Origin of the sequence: Bradyrhizobium genosp. SA-3 (genome assembly GCF_004212635.1) — a bacterium.
In the GTDB taxonomy this organism is placed as follows: Bacteria; Pseudomonadota; Alphaproteobacteria; order Rhizobiales; family Xanthobacteraceae; genus Bradyrhizobium.
Genome location: NZ_PSRT01000017.1, coordinates 35,406 through 53,479, shown reverse-complemented (window position 1 = coordinate 53,479; position 18,074 = coordinate 35,406). Strand labels below are relative to the sequence as shown.

Here is an 18,074-nt window from a genome sequence, read left to right as displayed (position 1 = left end):
AAGGCGTGTTGGCTTTTGAGTCACACTGCCTGGTATGACGCTCGATGAAAACTGCAGCAAAGCGCCTGCATTCGTGCGTTTTTTGAGCAGCGAGGCGGGATAAAGTGGAATGCAACCTTGCCGGGCAAATCGCTTCGCGACTCTTTTCCATCCCGCGCGCTCATCATTGCCGCAAGGCTAGCGCGCCGATCGCGTGAACAAAACGAGTCCGGCGGCGGAAACGCAGCAGCGAAGTTTAGGCGCGGACAGTGCTGTCGCACTCAGCCTTCGCTGGATTTCTTCTTCTTGCTCGCCTTCGCCGCCGGTTTGGTGCTCTTCTTCGCCGTCTTGGGCGCGATGTGGGTCGGCTTGCCGGCACGCACCTCGCCCGGCTCTGGTCCCGGCCGGAAGAACACCCGACACTGCGGCGAGAGCTGCGACTTCTTCGCGATCATGCAGGCGGTGATGGCATCGACGTTCGGAACGAACTCGCCGCACAGCCGCATCGCGTCGGGGGTGCAGGCCTGCTGCTCTTCCTGGGTGTAGGCGAAGCCGGCGCGCGGCAGGACCAGGACAGCCAGGGCAATCCCGAGGGTTGTAGCGGCCAAGGCTTTTGACTTCTTCAAGCGAAACGGCGGCATCGATCCCCCCACATGTCGAGTCGATTGGAATAGTGGGTGAACGGGCGTTGGTTGGCAACCGAGGGGAGATGCGAAAGCCGGGACGTGTGCGGTCTCGGCAACAGGGCGGGCGGTCCGGTGTCGGCACGGAGCTGCTTCCAGGTGTCATCCCCCGCCTTCGCGGGGGATGACAGTTGTGGGTGGAGATCGGGCTCTCGACCCGAGGCCTCAGCGACCATCCAACCAATAACCGCAAAAACAACCCCATGCACAGTAGCCAAGTCCAGCTGCGGATTGGCTTTTACGGATTTTACGAAATCAATTTGACGCGTCGGGCAAAACAGTGGCATGATGGCATGATCGAGGATGCGTGGGGTGGTCAGCCAGATCCCCGTGAGGTGAGGGGCGCATGGCCACATTGCTGATCGTCGCGCCGGTGTTTGCGCTGATTGCCGCCGGCTATGCCGCAGTGCTGTTTCGCTTCGTCTCGGAGAGCGCGCACAAGGGCATCAGCGAGTTCGCCTTCAGCATCGCCATCCCCGCTTTGCTCTTCCGCACCATCGTCGTCTCGGAATTCCCCGACGTCAGTCCCTACCGGATGTGGGGCGCCTATTACGGCGCGCTCGCGATCACCTGGATCGCGGCGCTGGCGCTCTCGGCGCTGCGGCGCGACGAGCGCGAGGACGGCGTCGTGTTCGCGATCGGCTCGGTCTACGGCAATATCGTGATGCTCGGCATTCCCTTGACGCTCTCGGCGCTGGGCAATGAGGCCGCAGGCCCGATGGCGCTGATCCTGTCGGTGAACACGCCGCTGCTCTGGCTCTGCGGCATCCTGCAGATGGAGCTTGTCAGCCGCAAGCGGACCGGCTCGGCGCTGTCGGTGGTCTCGCCCGTGCTCGCCGACCTCGCGCGCAACCCGCTGATGCTGGCGATCGGCTTTGGCGTGATCTGGCGTTTTACGGGCCTCGGCCTCAACCCCGTCGTCGACAAGACGATCGAACTGCTGGCACAGGCGGGATCACCGACGGCACTGATCGCGCTCGGCATCAACCTGTTCCGGTTCGAGGTGAAAGGCGAGAAGCTGAGCATTTTGGTGATGTGCGCGCTCAAGCTGATGACGATGCCGGCGGCCGCGTATCTGCTGGCCAAACTGCTCGACCTGCCGCCGATCGCGGCCGGCGTCGTCGTGCTGTTCGCGGCGATGCCGACCGGCGCCAACGCGTACATCTTCGCGGTTCAGTATCAACGGCTGGTGAACCCGGTGTCAGGCGCGGTGGCGCTGGGGACGCTGCTGGCGGCGGTGACGTTGCCGGTGGTGGTGATGGTGGCGGGGTAAGGTAAGGGCGAGCCACTTCCTGATCGAGGGTCTACGCCCAGATTGGAGCGGTCGACCGAGGGGGCGGACAAGTCGGTGAGTGTCCGACCTTCATGAGAAAACCCCGACAGCCTGCGGCCCCTTCTCCTTTCCGGCCGCGGCAGGCAAAGCGAGCCGCTGCCCCTTGTCTGGCGTCCCGGCGGCGGCTCGCTTCCCTCCACTCGCTCTTTTTGGCTTTAGGTTGTCGCTCCTTGGTAAAGAGCGACAGCCTGTCTAAGCCGTTGAATCCGTTAGCGCGACCGGTCGGTGTCAGTCATTACTTGCTGATCGGCAATCAGTACGATCCGCATCGCCCAGAAATTCCGCTGAAAGCGCTTGGACTTAATAGCAAAGCATTTTGCAAAAAAGCAGGTTGTCGCTCTTTCGCAGAGAGCGACAACCTGACGCCAAGTCTCGTAAGTGCATGAAAATTCGAGACATTAGGATATTTCGAAGGCGCTCGATTGTCTTCTCCAGGAGATCAAGCACAACGGTTAGGTCTGATCGAAGGGAGATTCGTCGTGCAGCATCGACAAAGAATGGAAATTCATCTTCTCGGGTCTACGATAAAGGCCGAGGGCGTTCTCGGTATCGTCGGCACAATAGCGATCGTGGTAATTATTTTAGGGACGTACTTTGTGAACGGATAGGTTCATCGATGAGCTTGACGCTCGGGACTTTGATCAAGGAATACCAGATCGATCCGGACTCGTCTTTCCATGAGATCAAACACGAGGTCCGCGTCAAGCATCGTCGGATGCTGGCGCGAATCGCCAGAGAGAAAGGCGAGCACCGGCTGAGAGACATTCGTGCCCGCACATTGGTTACCTGGCAGCGCGATTGGGCTGCTAGCGGCAAGGCGGCGATGGCGTCCGCTCTGACGGGCCGTCTAAGCGCGTTGTTTCGATTTGGCGCGACGATACTGGAGGATAGAGAGTGCGCGCGTCTTTTCGAAGCCCTGAGCCTCGCTCGCGTTCAAGCTGGGTCTACTCCACGCATCGCGAGGATGACGGCAGATCAAGCCACCGCGCTCAGGAACAAAGCTCGGGAAATTGGTTACTTCTCCATCGCGCTCGCGCAAGCTCTTCAATTTGAACTGCGCCTTACTCAGAAGGAAGTGCTTGGAGAATGGGTGCCGAATGACGAGGCTGATCCATCCGACATTGTACATCCAAGATACGGTAAGTGGATTCGAGGCCTTCGATGGGAGCAGATTGATGAAGACCTAATCCTGCGTATGACCAGCAAGCGATCGCGAGTGACCGAACATGATCTAAAGGTCCTCCCAATGGTTATGGAGGAATTGGGGCACGCCATTGCATTCTATGGCGAGAAGCCAGCCGGCGGACCTGTTGTCATTTACGAAGCGTCGGCCCGACCATGGTCGCAGTACGGCTTTCGCAGGATCTGGCGAAAAATCGCTAACATCGTCGGAATTCCTGCGCACATCAGGAATAGCGATTTGCCCGCTTGACGATGTACCAGCGGGCAAGAGGAAGACGACTGCTGGCCGGCCTAGGAGGATGATCGGTGCTTCTCTCACAACTCCACGAGAATCCGGCACTGAGGGAAGACAGCGGTAGAACGATTTTTCTTTCGATTCATCGCGAAATCCGTGAGCGGCTCGCTATAGGGGCGTTAGTGAGCAATTCTGCTCGATGAGGAGAGCCCCGTTGATTAGGATTCCAACCGCATCTGATGGTACTTCATTTGACCCCATTACGTGCCGCCGAGCCGGTGGATACTGGGTTGGCCCAAAAGGCAGGGAGCATAAATACACTAGCTACCGAGATGCGTTGGTAGCTCTCAACCTCATGGCTAAGCCCCAGTGGCGACGTCCCAACCCAAAAGGAAACTGGGGCATCGTCGTTGCAACATCTTGGGCGTAGATAAATAGGTCGGCCGCACCTAAGGTTTTCCATCAGGATCCCTCGGGTGCGGCCGATTTCTTTAGTCTCTGCTTACAAGGACGTCCGCTTGTCGTCCAAGAGCTTCGCAAACGCTGATGCGACCAAATGGACGCTATGGGCCAAACGCGGACCTTCACAGCGCGAGCCTGACTACACGCCGTAGCCTTCACCGATCTGAAGCGCGTGCAACTGATCGGGAAAATTAGCGTCAAGTTCTCGCCAGAGCACATCCTCAATGAGAACTGGGGTCCAACCTCGGTATTCCTTGTTTCCGTCCCGCCAAGCCTCGTCCCGCCAGATCAGCGGCTCCCCAGGTTCACGTTCGCGAAGCCTCCATTCGCTGAATTCGTTCACCAACCCGAAAATCTCCGCGCCATCGTCAGTCTTGGACTGATAATCTTGGGCCGGCATTTCACGCCACAGGAGCCGCTGGGCGCGACCGAGGATGTTGATGAAGTAATAGGCGCTGTCGAACTTCAACGTGGCGGCGACCTTCGGCCGCGCCTGATGTGCGACCGGAATGAATTCGACCGCACCGGGCGCCCAGTGTTCCATCACTGCCCGCGCCCGCTCGGAGACAACAAAGAAGCCTCTCGACATGTGAAACATGTCCGGCAGCCTTGAAGAGGCAGCGTTAAAGATGAGAGATTTTGGGAAATAGGACGCCGGGATAGGCTTGGGACTAAATCGCATCGAACCCTTAGCCATCACCGACGTCTCGTCGAGGTCAAAGACCGTGCCGTTGAAGTCGATTGGGTCGAACATGTAGGGCATTTTGCCGACGAGCCTTCCGTCTGATGCAGCAACCAAGATTTCGACAAGTTGCGTCCGGAGCTGAGATCAGTACTAAAATTCCAAATATTTCCGCAATGGGTCACAGACAGACCTGTCGATCTGCTCGGTCCGGGTCCGCTTCTGCCACATCAGCCGACAAGGGCTGAATTCTTGCAAAGGCCGAATGGCCCTGCCGGTCATTGGTTTCCCTTGGTGACGTGCGAGCGCCTCACAGAAACTGATGTTTGGACGCGCGACACGTCCAGACCGGGATACGAAATGTCATCCACTGCTCGCTTTAGAACCTTGGCACCCCAGCGCTGCAACATCGCCCTTGGCGCCGTAGGTGCGGCCCACGGACTTCCCGCTGCTCCGTCCCGTCAGAGCATCGCGTAGCTCCTCATCGGGCGTTGCCCGCCATCGGTTTACAGTCTTGTCCGCCGGCTTCGTTGCGAGAACGAAGGCCTCGAAAAGCTCCCAGCAGCTCACCCCTGATGAGCCAAGCGCGAGCCCTTCTGTGAACGGCGGGAAGGCGTTTGGGGTCTCATCTGGCGAGTAATCACCTTTCGCCCGTCTCTCAAGTACCGACAAGGCGGGCAACAGGTTGTCGCTCACAGCGTCAACGAACAATCCGTATGCGGTGTCGTTCAGTGCCTTCCCTTCGCTGGCAAGGAAAGTCGCCGTGCGCGCCAGCTCAGCCACATGCGGCCGGACCGCCTCACGAACTTCGGGCGTCTTCTCCCAGTCGCAGTGCGGGTCTGAGCCGGGGTCTTCCTCGTAACTGTCAGGGGCCTCATCGCGCAGCACATCCCACACGAAGTAGTTGGCCGTTTCTCGCCAACGCTTCGCCGGCCCTGGATCATCCTCGTGCTGCTTCACGAACCAGTTGTACCAGCGGCCCGCGAGAGCGATTGCGTTGAGCTTGGTGAGTGGTTGGCCCTCCCCGTTCCTTTGGGCTCGCAGGGTGGCGATGCGCGTCTCAATCTCGGCCTCCCACTCTCCGAGGCGCGCCTTGGCTTCGTGCTTGGGAGTGTCGGCCGGAAGCTTGAGGTGAGCTTCGCGCTTGTGCCCATAGAGCCGTTGGTAGTCCTCGCGGACGTCCTCGGGGATGCCCTTGCGAGCAAACCACCGACCAGCTGTGGCTCTGTTCAACGCGACCATACGCAATGCCATTTGTAACGCCTTTTGTATTTTAGGCGGCACAAATCCGGGAGGTATCAATAAGATGCTGAGAATGCGGAGTTATCCGCAACGGTGGTACAGTTGGGTGGGCTCGAACCACCGACCTCCTGTTCCACAGACAGGCGCTCTAACCAACTGAGCTACAACTGCATCCTGGCGAGCCGCTCCAAGGCGGGCCTGAAAAGGCCGGCGACCTAAGGGGGCTGGACGGGGCGGAAACTAGGTGCAACGGGCGTTTTTGGCAAGGCCGCAATCGGACGAAAAACCAGCGGAAATCATCCTTTACGCGATGAAATCGGGCTTGATGGCGGTCATGAAGGTTTGCGCCCTCCCTTGCAGGTAAGATTCCCCGCGGGGAGAGAACCCTCACCCGGCGCGCGGGACGATGCTCCGCATCGCCCGGAGCGCGCCGACCTCTCCCGCAAAGCAAGCGGGCGAGGTGAAAAAAAACCGGGCCTTTCGGCCCGGGTTTCTCAAGTCAAACCGGCCTCACCGCTCAGGCGGCGGGCGGGTAGTACTTCGAGGCGGAGGCCTTGATCGGCTCGGCGGTCTCATTGGCGACGCGCTGGCTGAGCTCGACCAGCTCCTTGGCCTGGGACTGGAAGGTCTCGAGCTGCTTGCGGGCGTGGCCGGTCCACAGCTCCAGCGCTTCCGACGGCGATTTGGCGCCGAACAGCTGCTGGGCGAAGTCCAGCTGGGCGCTGCTGTTGGCCTTCATAAACTCCACCAGCTTGGCGGTGTACTCGCTCGCGCCCTTGCTGGCGGAGGTGAACACGGCCTCGACGGTGCCGTTGTGGGTCTCGGCGGCGTCCTTGAACTTGGCGTAGTTCTCGCGGGCCTGCGACACGCCCTTTTCGGCGAACGCACGCATCTGCTCGGGAACCTCGAACGGGATGATCGAGGCAGAAAACGGATCAGTCGCACCTGTCATGGTTGTCCCTCACGCAAATTGAAAAAATGGAGTGAGCCTTCTGGCGCGCCCGCCGGCCCCGAGTTTGGGCCATCGCATTGAGCGGGTACGTAGACTGGAAACGCGAAACAAACGAGATGGCTCGCCCAGCACCGCCATTATTGCCGTGCATCATGTCAACATTGTGCATCGCAATGCGATCCAACATGCGTCATGAAAATTTAATCTCGGGGAGGGTGAGGTTCCAGGGATGGGGAACCGGTGGTTGAGGGAAAATGGGGTGCCCACCGCTGTCATTCCGGGGCCCGAGCGAAGCGAGGGAGGCCGGAATCCATCGGGCCCCAGAGTCCGCCGATGAATGGATTCCGGGCTCGCGCTCCGCGCGCCCCGGAATGACGTGCTGAGGCATGAACGGCCTCGCGAATCCCTTGGATGCAAGCGGGCTGCGGCTTGCGGGTTCGGGACCATTAAGGTTATCGCGGCTTTAGGCTGGATGTGAGAGACCCTGACCGTGGACCTGCCCGCGCCTGCGGGCGATACTAACTCTTTCTTAAGGCTGCCATTCCCGCGCAGCCGCCCCACGCTGACAAGCGAGACTTAAAGCCGGTCGGATGAAGAGTTCGGATTTCCAGTTGCGAGGCGTGGGCGATCCCCGGCTGGCCGTGCACGCGACCTCTCCGCTGCCCGCCTGGCTGTGGTCGATCGACGGGACGCGCGTGCTCTGGGCCAATCCGGTCGGCGCAAAACTGTTCGGCGCGGCGCATGCCGCGGCGCTGGCGGACAGGACGCTCGGCCCGGCGGACAGCCATCGCCGCCAGGTCGCCCGGCTGGCCCGCAGCCTGCCGGCGAACGGCAATGTGCGGCTCGAGCGGCTGCGCGGCTTCGGCGCCCGGCTCGGCATGCTGATGACCTGCGCCTGCGCGCGGCTCGACTTTGCCGATGGCGGCCATGGCGTGCTCGTCGCCGCGATGGACCCGACGCTGCGCCCCATGCCGCTGGTCGAGCGGCTGCATCGTCTCGTCGCTGGCGCCAAGGTGCCGATGGCCGCGTTCGCGCCTGACGGGATGTTCGTCGGCGCCAGCGAAGCCGCCCGTTCCCTGCTCGGCTTTCGCGATCTCTTTGAGGCCGGCCTCGACCGGGCCCGCAGCGAAGCGCTCACTAGCGGCCGCGCCGCGACGCCGATCGGCATCGGCCAGATGGTACTGCAACGGGTCGGCACCGGCGCGGATATCGGCCTCGTCGCGCTGATCGATCCCGCGCAAGATGCGCGCGCAGCGGCCTCGCCTAAAAGCATGCCGCACGCCGCCGAAGCACGGGTTTCAGTCGCGCAACAGGACGCCGGGATGCCGGGCAAGCCGCCACCGCAGAATGCGCCAGTCGGGATCGCATTGTTCGATGCTTTCGCAGAGCCGGCCGATGCAAGCGAAACAGCCGAGACGATGACGCCCGCGCCTGAACCTGCCGTGAGCGAAGCGCTCGTGGAGGCCTTCCAAGAACCGGTGCCCGGGCAGACCACCGCGGCCAAGACTCCGGTTGAAAACTGCGCCCAGGCCATTGTGTCGCCGCAGGCCGCGCCGATCACGTCAGCCATGTTCGAGCTGCCGTCGGGCCACACAGAGACGCCCGCACCGCATCAGCATCCGCTGCGCTTCCTGTGGCAGATGGATGCCGAGGGACGCTTTGTGCTGCTCTCCGACGAATTCATCCGCCTGATGGGCCCGCACACCGCCGCCGGCTTCGGCCGCCCCTGGCGCGAAATCGCCGAACAATTTGCGCTCGATCCCGAGGGGCGCGTTGCGCGGGCGCTGGAAAGCCACGATACCTGGGCCGGCATCACCGTGAACTGGCCCGCCGATGGCGGCGAGCATCTGCCGGTCGAGCTCGCGGGCCTGCCGATCTACGATCGCGAGCGGAATTTCGCGGGCTTCAAGGGCTTCGGCGTCTGCCGCGATCTCGACGGTCTCAACCGGCTCGAAGCGCTCCGGCGTTTCGAGCGGCTGGCCGAGGTGCCGGCGCAGCGCGGCCTGTCCGCCGATGTCGTCGAGCCGGACTCCGAGCCCGAGGGCGAGGCCGCGACGCCGCCTCCGCCCATCGAACCGCCTGCACCCGAGCCTGAGCCTGAAGCTGAACTGCCCGACCCCACACCCGACGCGACTTCACACCCAACCGAGCCCGAGACGTCAGTGGAAACGCCAGTGGAAACGCCTCCCAATGTCGTGCCGTTCCGCCCGCATGGCGATGCACGCTCGCCGACGCTGACGCCGGTCGAGAACAGCGCGTTCAACGAGCTCGCCCGGCAATTGTCCGAGCGCCTTGAACGTGACCGCGAGACGATCGCGGCTGATACATCCGAGCCGCCGGCCGCGGAGATCACACCCGAACCACCTGCGCCGGAGCTTGAAGCGTCGCAAGCCGCAGCCGAATGGCTGATCGAGCCTGCGCCGCCGGCACGCGGCGCGACCGCGCGCGACCGCGCGCTGCTCGACCTGTTGCCGACGGGCATCCTGATCTATCGTCTCGATCGCCTGCTCTACGCCAACCCCGCCTTCCTCGCGCGCATGGGCTATGCCAACCTGAGCGCGCTGGAGCATGCCGGCGGGCTGGACGCGCTCTATGTCGAGCCGGGCGTCTCTGCAGCCAGCAGCACGTCGCAAGGCGGCACGCCGGTGACCATCAGCGCGGCGATCGCGAACGGCGAAGAGCCGCTTGCGGCCACCGAGGCGTATCTGCACACGATCGACTGGGACGGCGAGAGCGCGCATGCGCTGATCTGCGCGCTGCCACAGGCCGCGCCCATCGTCGCTGCGCCCGTCATCGCCGAGACGATTGTCCCCGAATCCTTCCCCTACGCGCCCGACCTCGAGCCCGCGGCCGGCGATGCCGACGCCGAGGATCTCGCCGCGATCCTGGACACCACGGCCGAGGGCATCGTGATGTTCGATGCCGAAGGCAACATCCACGCCTGCAACCGCAGCGCCGAGGCGCTGTTCGGCTATGACGGCGATACGCTGCTCGAGCAGAATCTGTCGACACTGTTCGCGCCGGAGAGCCAGCAGATCGTCGCCGACTATCTCGAAAGCCTCAAGAGCCAGGGCATTGCGAGCCTGCTCGACCACGGCCGCGAGGTGCTGGGCCGCGAGAAGAAGGGCGGCGTCATTCCGCTCGCGATGATCATGGGCCGCACGCGGCCGGACGGGCCGAACTTCTTCGCCGTGTTCCGCGATCTCTCCCAAAGCAAGAAGGGCGAGAGCGAGCTGACGCAGGCCCGCCGCCGCGCCGACGGCGCAGCGACGGCCAAGGCCGACATGCTGGCACGGATCAGCCACGAGATCCGCACCCCGCTCAACGCCATCATCGGCTTTGCCGAGGTGATGATCTCCGAACGTTTCGGCGCGCTCGGCAACGAGCGCTATGGCGAATACATGAAGGATATCCGCGCCTCCGGCGAGCGCGTCATCGCCATCATCGACGATCTCTTGGAGCTGTCGCGGATCGAGACCGGCAAGCTCGACCTCAACTTCGCCAACCTCAATCTCAACGACCTCGTCGAGGCCTGCGTTACGGTGATGCAGCCGCAGGCCAACCGCGAGCGTATCATCATCCGCACCTCGCTGGCGCACGCGCTGCCGCAGGTGACAGTGGATGCGCGCGCGATGCGGCAGATCACCGTGAACCTGATCTCGAACTCGATCCGGCTCGCGAGCGCCGGCGGCCAGGTCATCGTCTCGACCGCGCTGACCGATCGCGGCGAGATCGCGCTTCGCATCCGCGACACCGGCCATGGTCTCAGCGAACGCGAAGTCGCCGCCGCGATGGAGCCGTTCCGCACCCCGCCGCCGGGCGATGCCGCAGACAGCGCCGCGCTCAGCCTGTCGTTGACCAAGGCGCTGGTCGAAGCCAACCGCGCCCAGTTCAACATCAAGAGCGCGGGCAATTCCGGCACGCTGATCGAAGTGGTGTTCGCGCCGGCGCTGGCGAAGGCTTAAGGGAGATTGCAATGAATCGAGCGAGCCGCGACCTCGCTCGGGCCGTCATTCCGGGGCGCGCCTCTCGGCGCGAGCCCGGAATCCATCGAGCCGCAGCGACGGTGACTTCGGTCAACTCGACGACAAACCACCCTCGACGTCGGCGCTCAGAAGAGTGGACATGATTTTCTGTCCCACGGACGAGGCGAGGCTGCCGGCGGACAGAACCATGACGCCATTGCCCGACGGAGCGTTTGCGCCGTTCTGAACCCAGCTCTCAAACCCCATCCACGAGCTGAAGCCCGGTACGCTGCCATCTTTCGACAGGACACGTCCCGCCGCGCCGGCGATTTTCGGAAAGAACCATCCAATTGCGACCGTGGGGCCCTGCGTCTGCACCTGGCAGGTGCCCGTCGTACCGCATTTGCCGCGGGCCGGGCTGGCCTGCTGCTGCATCTGCAGGATGGCGAATTCCGTTGCTGAAGGCTGCAGTTGGCCCATGTTGTAGAGCAGCCATTGAAGCATGTCCGAGGCGCAGCTGACGATCGCTCCGGCGCCGAACTCCATCGTTGGGCCCGGCTTATAGCTCTGACCCACGTCGTAAGGCTGCGTCCCGTCATACCCACACGCCATGCTGGGAACTTGGCTCGTCATGAACAACGCGGTGTTGTTCATGCCCAGATCCGCGCACAGCACCGCGAGTTGCGCGTTGTACTCATCATAGACGTCGACGTAGGGGTTCTGCGGGTTGAAACCGACGATAGCCAGGAGGGACCAGGCAAGGTTTGAATACGTGTAGCAGTGGCCCGCGGGGCAGATCCAGGACGAGTGCTGTCCGCTGTTGAACCATTCGATGAGGTCGGCGAGGTTCTGCAAGTTGCTGGGCGGGCAGAATTGTCCCCGCGGATCGGGGGGCTCGTCATTGTCCTGCGGAAACCCAGAAGCATAAGTGACGATGTCGGCAACCGGAATCCCGCTGATCGCTGCCGGCAGGGAAATCGAGGGCATGCAGGACCCAACCGTATTCCCGTCATATGTGCCTTGAAGACTGTAAAAAATCCTGGATGTGAATACTTTTGAAATGGATCCGATTTCGAACAGAGTATTTGGCAGCTTCGCAGCGCTCACGACATCATGGTTTGAGTCCCAGACTTCAGTCTTAGAGGGAGAGAAGAACTTTGCGGAGGGGGTGCCGGAGCCGTCAAAATCCGTGAAGACGTAGACCGCCATCCCCATGTAATCGCTGACGGCCGCGTCTATGATGTTTTGGATCGCCGAGCTCGGGTCCGAAAAGGCCATTTGCGCCCCTCCCCATTACAAGCTGCATCGCAAGCAAGCTTTAGCACCTTTCGCTGCGGTTGTCTTTATTAGAATAGCACCGTAGAGGTTGATCACGATTTGCCCGAGTTCCCGCGTAGGCGCTCAAATAACTCAAATAAAAAAGGGCACGGCGCTTGCGGCGCCGTGCCCTTTCGCGTTCCTGCGGCCTGGATCAGCTGTAGATCTCGAACAGGCCGGCGCCGCCCTGGCCCCCGCCGATGCACATCGTCACGACGCCCCACTTGGCCTTGCGGCGCGCGCCTTCCTGCAGCAGATGGCCGGTGAGCCGCGCGCCGGTCATGCCGAAGGGATGGCCGATCGCGATCGAGCCGCCGTTGACGTTGTACTTGGCGGGATCGATGCCGAGCTGGTCGCGGCAATACAGGCACTGGCTGGCGAAGGCTTCGTTGAGCTCCCACAGATCGATGTCGTCGATCTTGAGGCCGGTGCGCTTGAGCAGCTTCGGGATCGCGAACACCGGGCCGATACCCATCTCGTCGGGCTCGCAGCCCGCGGTCGCCCAGGCGACGAAGCGGCCGAGCGGCTTGAGGCCGCGCTTCTCGGCGTCCTTGGCTTCCATCAGCACCACGGCGGCGGCGCCGTCGGAGAGCTGGCTGGCATTGCCGGCGGTGACGAACTTTCCGGGACCCTTGACCGGCTCGAGCTTGGCAAGGCCTTCCATCGTGGTGTCGGGCCGGTTGCACTCGTCGCGATCGACGACGTAGTCGACGATCGACTCCGCCTTGGTCTGCTTGTCGACGACCTTCATCTTGGTCTTCATCGGGACGATCTCGTCCTTGAACTTGCCGGCCTGCTGCGCCGCGGCCATGCGGCGCTGCGATTCCAGCGAGAACTCGTCCTGATATTCGCGGCTGAGCTTGTAGCGCTCGGCGACGATGTCGGCGGTGTCGATCATCGCCATGAAGATGTCAGGCGCGACCTTGAGCAGTTCCGGATCGATCGATTCCTTCGGCGAGCCGCCGCCCGGAATCGAGATGCTCTCGACGCCGCCGGCGACGATGCAGTCGGCGCCGTCGGAGCGGATCGAGTTGGCGGCCATCGCGATGGTCTGCAGCCCCGAGGAGCAGAAGCGGTTCACCGAGACGCCGGCAGTGGTCTTCGGCAGGCCCGCGAGCAGCGCGGCCTGGCGGCCGATGTTCGGCGCGCCATGGGCGCAATTGCCGAGATAGCAGTCCTCGACATAGTCCTTGTCGACGGCGGCGCGCTTCACCGCGTGCTGGATCGCGTGGGCCGCGAGCGACATCGGCGGCGTGATGTTGAACCCGCCGCGGCCGGATTTCGCAAGGCCCGTGCGCGCATAGGAAACGATGACGGCTTCACGCATTGTGTTCTCCCTTTTCGAACGATTTGGAACGGAGCGTCCTTATCGCCATTGGTACACAAAGTTTGGCGAGCGCGGGGAAAATAAAACGCCGCCTCCAGGTGATGGAGGCGGCGTTGTTCCGCGGGTCGGAATATGTCGGTATCAGGCGTGATAAGATCCGACTCTGTCGGCTTGCTGTGTCACCTCTCCCCAGCGGGGAGAGGTGAAGGATCAGAACGTCAGCGCCTTGGCCTGCTTGACCTGCGGCAGCGCCTGCACCTTGGCGAGCACATCCGCCGGCACCGCGCCGTCGACCTCGATCAGCGCGATGGCATCGCTGCCGGGGGCGACGCGGCCGAGATGGAAGGTCGCGATGTTGATCTTGGCATCGCCGAGCAGGCTCGCGAACTTGCCGATGAAACCCGGCTTGTCCTCGTTGGTCACGTAGATCATCGACTTGCCGAACTCGGCGTCGACGCGGATGCCCTTGACGTCGACCAATCGCGGCTTGCCGTCATGGTACACGGTGCCGGAGACCGAGCGCTCCTGGCGCTCCGTCGCCACCGTGACGGTGATCAGGCTTTCGTAGTCACTCTGCGCGGCGCGCACGATCTCGTCCACCACCATGCCGCGCTCCTTGGCGACGACGGGCGCGGACACCACGTTGACCTCGCCCAGCATCGGCCGCAGCAGGCCCGACAGCACCGCGGAGGTGATCGCCTTGATCTTCATCTCGGCGACGTGGCCTTCATAGGTGATCTCGACCTTGAGGATGCCGCTCTCGGTGAGCTGGCCGGCGAAGGAGCCGAGCTTCTCGGCGAGCGCGATGAACGGCTTCAGCTTCGGCGCCTCTTCCGCGGTGATCGAGGGGAAGTTGACCGCGTTCGAGATCGCACCGGTGAGCAGATAGTCCGACATCTGCTCGGCGACCTGGAGCGCGACGTTCTCCTGCGCTTCGGTGGTGGAGGCGCCGAGATGCGGCGTGCAGATCACGTTGGGATGGCCGAACAGCACGTTGGAAGTCGCGGGCTCCTCGACGAAGACGTCGAAGGCGGCGCCGGCGATGTGCTTGGAATTGAGCGCATCGACCACGGCCTGCTCGTCGACGAGGCCGCCGCGGGCGCAGTTGATCAGGCGCACGCCCTTCTTCATCTTGGCGATCGCGGCCGCATCGATGATGTTCCTGGTCTTCTCGGTGAGCGGGGTGTGCAGCGTGATGAAGTCGGCGCGCTTGAGGAGATCGTCGAGATCGACCTTCTCGACGCCGATGTCCTTGGCGCGCTCCGGCGACAGGAACGGATCGAACGCGATCACCTTCATGCGCAGGCCGAGCGCGCGGTCGGCGACGATCGAGCCGATATTGCCGCAGCCGACGACGCCTAACACCTTGCCGGTGATCTCGACGCCCATGAAGCGGTTCTTCTCCCACTTGCCGGCCTGGGTCGAGGCGTCGGCCTGTGGGATCTCGCGGGCGAGCGCCAGCATCAGGGTGATGGCGTGCTCGGCGGTCGTGATCGAATTGCCGAACGGCGTGTTCATCACGATGATGCCCTTCGCCGTGGCGGCGGGAATCTCGACATTGTCGACGCCGATGCCGGCGCGGCCGATCACCTTCAGCTTCGTGGCCTTGTCGAGGATCTTGGCGGTCGCTTTCGTCGCGGAGCGGATCGCGAGGCCGTCATAATTGCCGATGATCTCGGCGAGCTTGTCCTTGTCCTTGCCGAGATTGGGCTGGAAGTCGACCTCGACGCCGCGGTCTTTGAAGATCTGCACGGCTGCGGGCGAGAGCGCGTCGGAAATGAGAACTTTGGGTTTGGTCATGGGGATGATCCTTCGCCTTCCCTAACGGGAGGATCGGCCTGCGATGGCCGGAATTGAATGAGGAGCCTTTGTCTTCCCCCTCTCCCCGTTCTTACGGGGAGAGGGTTGGGGTGAGGGGCAGCCACAGGCGAAGGTGCAAGCGGAGAGAGCCCCTCACCCGGATTGCTGCGCAATCCGGCCTCTCCCCGTAAGAACGGGGAGAGGCGAAAAAGAAACTCACGCCGCCTTGGGCAGAGCGGCCTTGGTCTCGGCAAAGGCCCAGTCGATCCACTGCGTCAGCAGCTCGACGTCCTTGGCCTCGACAGTGGCGCCGCACCAGATGCGCAGGCCGGCCGGCGCATCGCGGTAATAGGCGAAGTCGAAGCCGGCGCCTTCCTTCTCGACCAGCGCGACCAGCTTCTTCGAGAAGTCGGCCTGCGCGTCCTGGGAGAGCGAGGTGATGGCGGGATCGGTGAACTTCAGGCACACCGAGGTGTTGGAGCGGATCGAAGGATCCTTCGCCAGGAAGTCGATCCACGGCGTCTTCGCCTTCCAGTCGGCGAGCACCTTGGTGTTGGCGTCGGCACGCGCGATCAGCGCCTTGAGGCCGCCGATCGACTTGGCCCAGTTCAGCGCATCGAGATAATCCTCGACGCAGAGCATCGAGGGCGTGTTGATGGTCTCGCCGACGAAGATGCCTTCGTTGATCTTGCCGCCCTTGGTCATGCGGAAGATTTTTGGCAGCGGCCAGGCCGGCTTGTAGGTCTCGAGCCGTTCCACCGCGCGGGGCGAGAGGATCAGCATGCCGTGCGCGGCCTCGCCGCCGAGCGCCTTCTGCCAGGAGAAGGTGACGACGTCGAGTTTTGCGAAATCGAGCGGCTGCGCGAAAGCGGCCGAGGTGGCGTCGCAGATCGTGAGCCCTTCGCGGTTAGCGCTGATCCAGTCCGCGTTCGGCACGCGCACGCCTGAGGTGGTGCCGTTCCAGGTGAAGACGACGTCGCTCTTTGGATCCACCTTGGAGAGGTCGGGGATCTCACCATAGGCTGCGTTCAGCTTGGTGACGTCCTTGAGCTTCAATTCCTTGACGATGTCGCTGACCCAGCCTTCGCCGAAGGATTCCCAGGCGATCGTGGTGACGGGCCGCGCACCGAGCAGCGACCACAGCGCCATCTCTACCGCGCCGGTATCGGAGGCCGGCACGATGCCGATGCGGTAATCGGCGGGGACCTCGAGCACTTCGCGCGTCAGATCGATCGCGAGCTTGAGCTTCGTCTTGCCGATCTTCGCGCGATGCGAGCGGCCGAGGGCTGCGTCCTTGAGATTTTGGGCGTTCCAGCCGGGGCGCTTGGCGCAGGGGCCGGAGGAGAAATGCGGCACGTTCGGCCGCGAAACGGGCTTCGCTACAGTCATGTCTACCCTTCCAGATAGTAAGCCTCCCGTTGGGGGGAGGTGTCCCGCCGCGGCTGATACGGGAATCGGGCAGACCAGTCAAGGAAGTTCCGGCGTCTCACGGGGGAGTGAAGGCGCCTCTGGGGCGATATCAGGGGATTCGACGGCAGCGAGCGCATTCAGCAAGTCCGTGGCCTCGCTGATCAATTGCGCGGCTTTGCGGCGGCTGCCGACCTTCAAAATGCATTTGTCATTGGCCTGCACGACGTAGTCGTTGCCGACCTTGATCATCGAATAGCTTGTCATCGAAATCCCCGAACCGACCGAGCTCGGTGTCCGACGCTGCCGTAGCACCGTTCGTTCCTGTACAAACATGAACGACGGGCGGGTAGTTTATCAGCTCTTAAGATGAACGAATGCGCGATCCGAATGTGCTGATTGCGCAACGCTCGCGACCAGCTGCCTCAAAAGCGGACAGTCATGCCCACATGACTCGCAGCGAATCCAAGCCGCGTGTAGAAGCGCTGCGCATCGACGCGCGTCTGATGCGTCAGCAGTTCGACCAGATTACAGCCGCGTGATTTCGCTTCCGCGATCGCCCATTGCACCAATCGCTCGCCGATGCCGCGGCTGCGACAACCGGAAGCAACGCGGACGTCTTCGAGCAGGCCGCGCACGCCGCCTTGCGAGCTGATGCCGGGCAGGATCGCGAGTTGCAGGCAGCCGACCACCCTGCCCTCGCTCTCGGCGACCACGAGCGTCAGATTCGGATCGCGCTCAACCCGCGCGAATGCCTCGTAATAGGCGGCGGGCAGCGGATCCTCGACGCGCTCACGCCCGCGTCCGAGATGATCATCGGCGAGCATCGCCACGATCGCGGCGACATCGTCGCGGCGCGCGGGGCGAATGGAAACGGCTTCGGCGTTCATGCGCGTTATACTCCAGGCTCAGCGCGCCGGCGCAAGGCCGAGAAACGCCTCGGCCTCGCCGATCCAGCGACGGACGGCCGCATGGCGAGCAAGATCGAACCCGCCCTCATGCGCAACGCGGGTATAGGCGAGCAGCGAGACATCCGCGAGCGAAACCGCCTCACCAGTGAAGAAGCGGCTGACCGAAAGATGCTGCTCCATGCGGTCGAGCGCCGCATAGCCGCGCTTGACCTTCTCGGGGTCGAGCTCGGATGCCGTCTTGCCGAGATAGACCAGGAGGAAGCGGCACACCGCGATATAGGGCTCGTGGCTGTACTGCTCCCAGAACAGCCATTCGTCCATCTTGGCGGCAACGAAGGCGTCGCGCGGAACGAGCGCGGTGTCGCGGGCGAGATAGCGGATGATGGCATTGGATTGCGCCAGGGTGCGGCCGTCGTCGAACGCGACGGTCGGCACCTGACCGGCGCCGTTCATCTTCAGAAATTGCGGCGTGCGGGTCTCGCCCTTGCTTGTGTCGATTTCAATCCACTGGTAGGGCAGCGCGAGCTTGTCGCAGACCCACTTCACCTTCAGACAATTGCCGGAATTGCTGTCACCGTAGATCTGCATCGCTGCCGC

Annotated in this window: 14 protein-coding genes and 1 tRNA gene; 3 read left to right on the top strand and 12 right to left on the bottom strand. The window is 62.9% G+C overall.

The features are described from left to right. Positions 1-260: 260 nt before the first annotated feature. On the bottom strand, positions 261-620 hold the full coding sequence (locus CWO91_RS08035; RefSeq protein WP_130212987.1) for a hypothetical protein: 360 nt from the start codon (positions 618-620) through the stop codon (positions 261-263). Between the two features lie 388 nt (positions 621-1,008). On the opposite strand from CWO91_RS08035, the gene CWO91_RS08030 reads away from it, so the two are divergent. Then, positions 1,009-1,935: an AEC family transporter gene (locus tag CWO91_RS08030; protein ID WP_130212986.1), complete on the top strand. Its 927-nt coding sequence runs from the start codon at positions 1,009-1,011 to the stop codon at positions 1,933-1,935. A 676-nt stretch (positions 1,936-2,611) separates the two neighbouring features. Next, positions 2,612-3,427: a hypothetical protein gene (locus CWO91_RS08020; RefSeq protein ID WP_130212984.1), complete on the top strand. Its 816-nt coding sequence runs from the start codon at positions 2,612-2,614 to the stop codon at positions 3,425-3,427. Positions 3,428-4,013: 586 nt separating this feature from the next. On the opposite strand, the gene CWO91_RS08010 is transcribed toward CWO91_RS08020, so the two are convergent. From CWO91_RS08010 to CWO91_RS07995, 4 genes are all read right to left on the bottom strand, one after another. Next, positions 4,014-4,637: an imm11 family protein gene (locus tag CWO91_RS08010; RefSeq protein ID WP_130212983.1), complete on the bottom strand. Its 624-nt coding sequence runs from the start codon at positions 4,635-4,637 to the stop codon at positions 4,014-4,016. Positions 4,638-4,919: 282 nt separating this feature from the next. Further along, positions 4,920-5,810, bottom strand: coding sequence for a hypothetical protein (locus CWO91_RS08005; protein ID WP_130212982.1), 891 nt, complete (start codon positions 5,808-5,810; stop codon positions 4,920-4,922). 82 nt (positions 5,811-5,892) lie between these two features. Next, positions 5,893-5,969: transfer RNA gene (locus tag CWO91_RS08000), tRNA-His, on the bottom strand. Positions 5,970-6,315: 346 nt separating this feature from the next. After that, positions 6,316-6,750 (bottom strand): phasin, encoded by a 435-nt coding sequence (locus CWO91_RS07995; RefSeq protein ID WP_130212981.1) that lies wholly within the window; start codon positions 6,748-6,750, stop codon positions 6,316-6,318. Positions 6,751-7,340: 590 nt separating this feature from the next. Between CWO91_RS07995 and CWO91_RS07990 the strand changes: the two genes are divergently transcribed. Beyond that, complete coding sequence (locus tag CWO91_RS07990; RefSeq protein WP_130212980.1) at positions 7,341-10,715, top strand: PAS domain-containing sensor histidine kinase; 3,375 nt, start codon at positions 7,341-7,343, stop codon at positions 10,713-10,715. Positions 10,716-10,826: 111 nt separating this feature from the next. On the opposite strand, the gene CWO91_RS07985 is transcribed toward CWO91_RS07990, so the two are convergent. The 7 genes from CWO91_RS07985 to CWO91_RS07955 form a co-directional block, all read right to left on the bottom strand. Further along, positions 10,827-11,993, bottom strand: a complete 1,167-nt coding sequence (locus CWO91_RS07985; protein WP_130212979.1) for a serine hydrolase — start codon at positions 11,991-11,993, stop codon at positions 10,827-10,829. A gap of 193 nt (positions 11,994-12,186) precedes the next feature. Beyond that, on the bottom strand, positions 12,187-13,359 hold the full coding sequence (locus CWO91_RS07980; RefSeq protein ID WP_130212978.1) for a thiolase family protein: 1,173 nt from the start codon (positions 13,357-13,359) through the stop codon (positions 12,187-12,189). Positions 13,360-13,569: 210 nt separating this feature from the next. Next, positions 13,570-15,159: a phosphoglycerate dehydrogenase gene (gene serA / locus CWO91_RS07975; protein ID WP_130212977.1), complete on the bottom strand. Its 1,590-nt coding sequence runs from the start codon at positions 15,157-15,159 to the stop codon at positions 13,570-13,572. A 216-nt stretch (positions 15,160-15,375) separates the two neighbouring features. Continuing rightward, positions 15,376-16,548, bottom strand: coding sequence for a phosphoserine transaminase (locus CWO91_RS07970; protein WP_130212976.1), 1,173 nt, complete (start codon positions 16,546-16,548; stop codon positions 15,376-15,378). A gap of 78 nt (positions 16,549-16,626) precedes the next feature. Then, entirely contained in the window at positions 16,627-16,818 is a 192-nt protein-coding gene (locus CWO91_RS07965; RefSeq protein ID WP_245471162.1) for a hypothetical protein, read from the bottom strand. Between the two features lie 173 nt (positions 16,819-16,991). Then, positions 16,992-17,456: a GNAT family N-acetyltransferase gene (locus tag CWO91_RS07960; protein WP_130212974.1), complete on the bottom strand. Its 465-nt coding sequence runs from the start codon at positions 17,454-17,456 to the stop codon at positions 16,992-16,994. Positions 17,457-17,474: 18 nt separating this feature from the next. Continuing rightward, entirely contained in the window at positions 17,475-18,065 is a 591-nt protein-coding gene (locus CWO91_RS07955; protein WP_130212973.1) for a glutathione S-transferase family protein, read from the bottom strand. Between the last annotated feature and the right edge of the window lie 9 nt (positions 18,066-18,074).

Excerpts from the sequence above, each read along its gene's own strand:
- CWO91_RS08035 (WP_130212987.1), bottom strand. The coding sequence starts at position 620 with ATGCCGCCGTTTCGCTTGAAGAAGTCAAAAGCCTTGGCCGCTACAACC.
- CWO91_RS08030 (WP_130212986.1), top strand. The coding sequence starts at position 1,009 with ATGGCCACATTGCTGATCGTCGCGCCGGTGTTTGCGCTGATTGCCGCC.
- CWO91_RS08020 (WP_130212984.1), top strand. The coding sequence starts at position 2,612 with ATGAGCTTGACGCTCGGGACTTTGATCAAGGAATACCAGATCGATCCG.
- CWO91_RS08010 (WP_130212983.1), bottom strand. The coding sequence starts at position 4,637 with ATGCCCTACATGTTCGACCCAATCGACTTCAACGGCACGGTCTTTGAC.
- CWO91_RS08005 (WP_130212982.1), bottom strand. The coding sequence starts at position 5,810 with ATGGCATTGCGTATGGTCGCGTTGAACAGAGCCACAGCTGGTCGGTGG.
- CWO91_RS07995 (WP_130212981.1), bottom strand. The coding sequence starts at position 6,750 with ATGACAGGTGCGACTGATCCGTTTTCTGCCTCGATCATCCCGTTCGAG.
- CWO91_RS07990 (WP_130212980.1), top strand. The coding sequence starts at position 7,341 with ATGAAGAGTTCGGATTTCCAGTTGCGAGGCGTGGGCGATCCCCGGCTG.
- CWO91_RS07985 (WP_130212979.1), bottom strand. The coding sequence starts at position 11,993 with ATGGCCTTTTCGGACCCGAGCTCGGCGATCCAAAACATCATAGACGCG.
- CWO91_RS07980 (WP_130212978.1), bottom strand. The coding sequence starts at position 13,359 with ATGCGTGAAGCCGTCATCGTTTCCTATGCGCGCACGGGCCTTGCGAAA.
- serA (WP_130212977.1), bottom strand. The coding sequence starts at position 15,159 with ATGACCAAACCCAAAGTTCTCATTTCCGACGCGCTCTCGCCCGCAGCC.
- CWO91_RS07970 (WP_130212976.1), bottom strand. The coding sequence starts at position 16,548 with ATGACTGTAGCGAAGCCCGTTTCGCGGCCGAACGTGCCGCATTTCTCC.
- CWO91_RS07965 (WP_245471162.1), bottom strand. The coding sequence starts at position 16,818 with ATGATCAAGGTCGGCAACGACTACGTCGTGCAGGCCAATGACAAATGC.
- CWO91_RS07960 (WP_130212974.1), bottom strand. The coding sequence starts at position 17,456 with ATGAACGCCGAAGCCGTTTCCATTCGCCCCGCGCGCCGCGACGATGTC.
- CWO91_RS07955 (WP_130212973.1), bottom strand. The coding sequence starts at position 18,065 with ATGCAGATCTACGGTGACAGCAATTCCGGCAATTGTCTGAAGGTGAAG.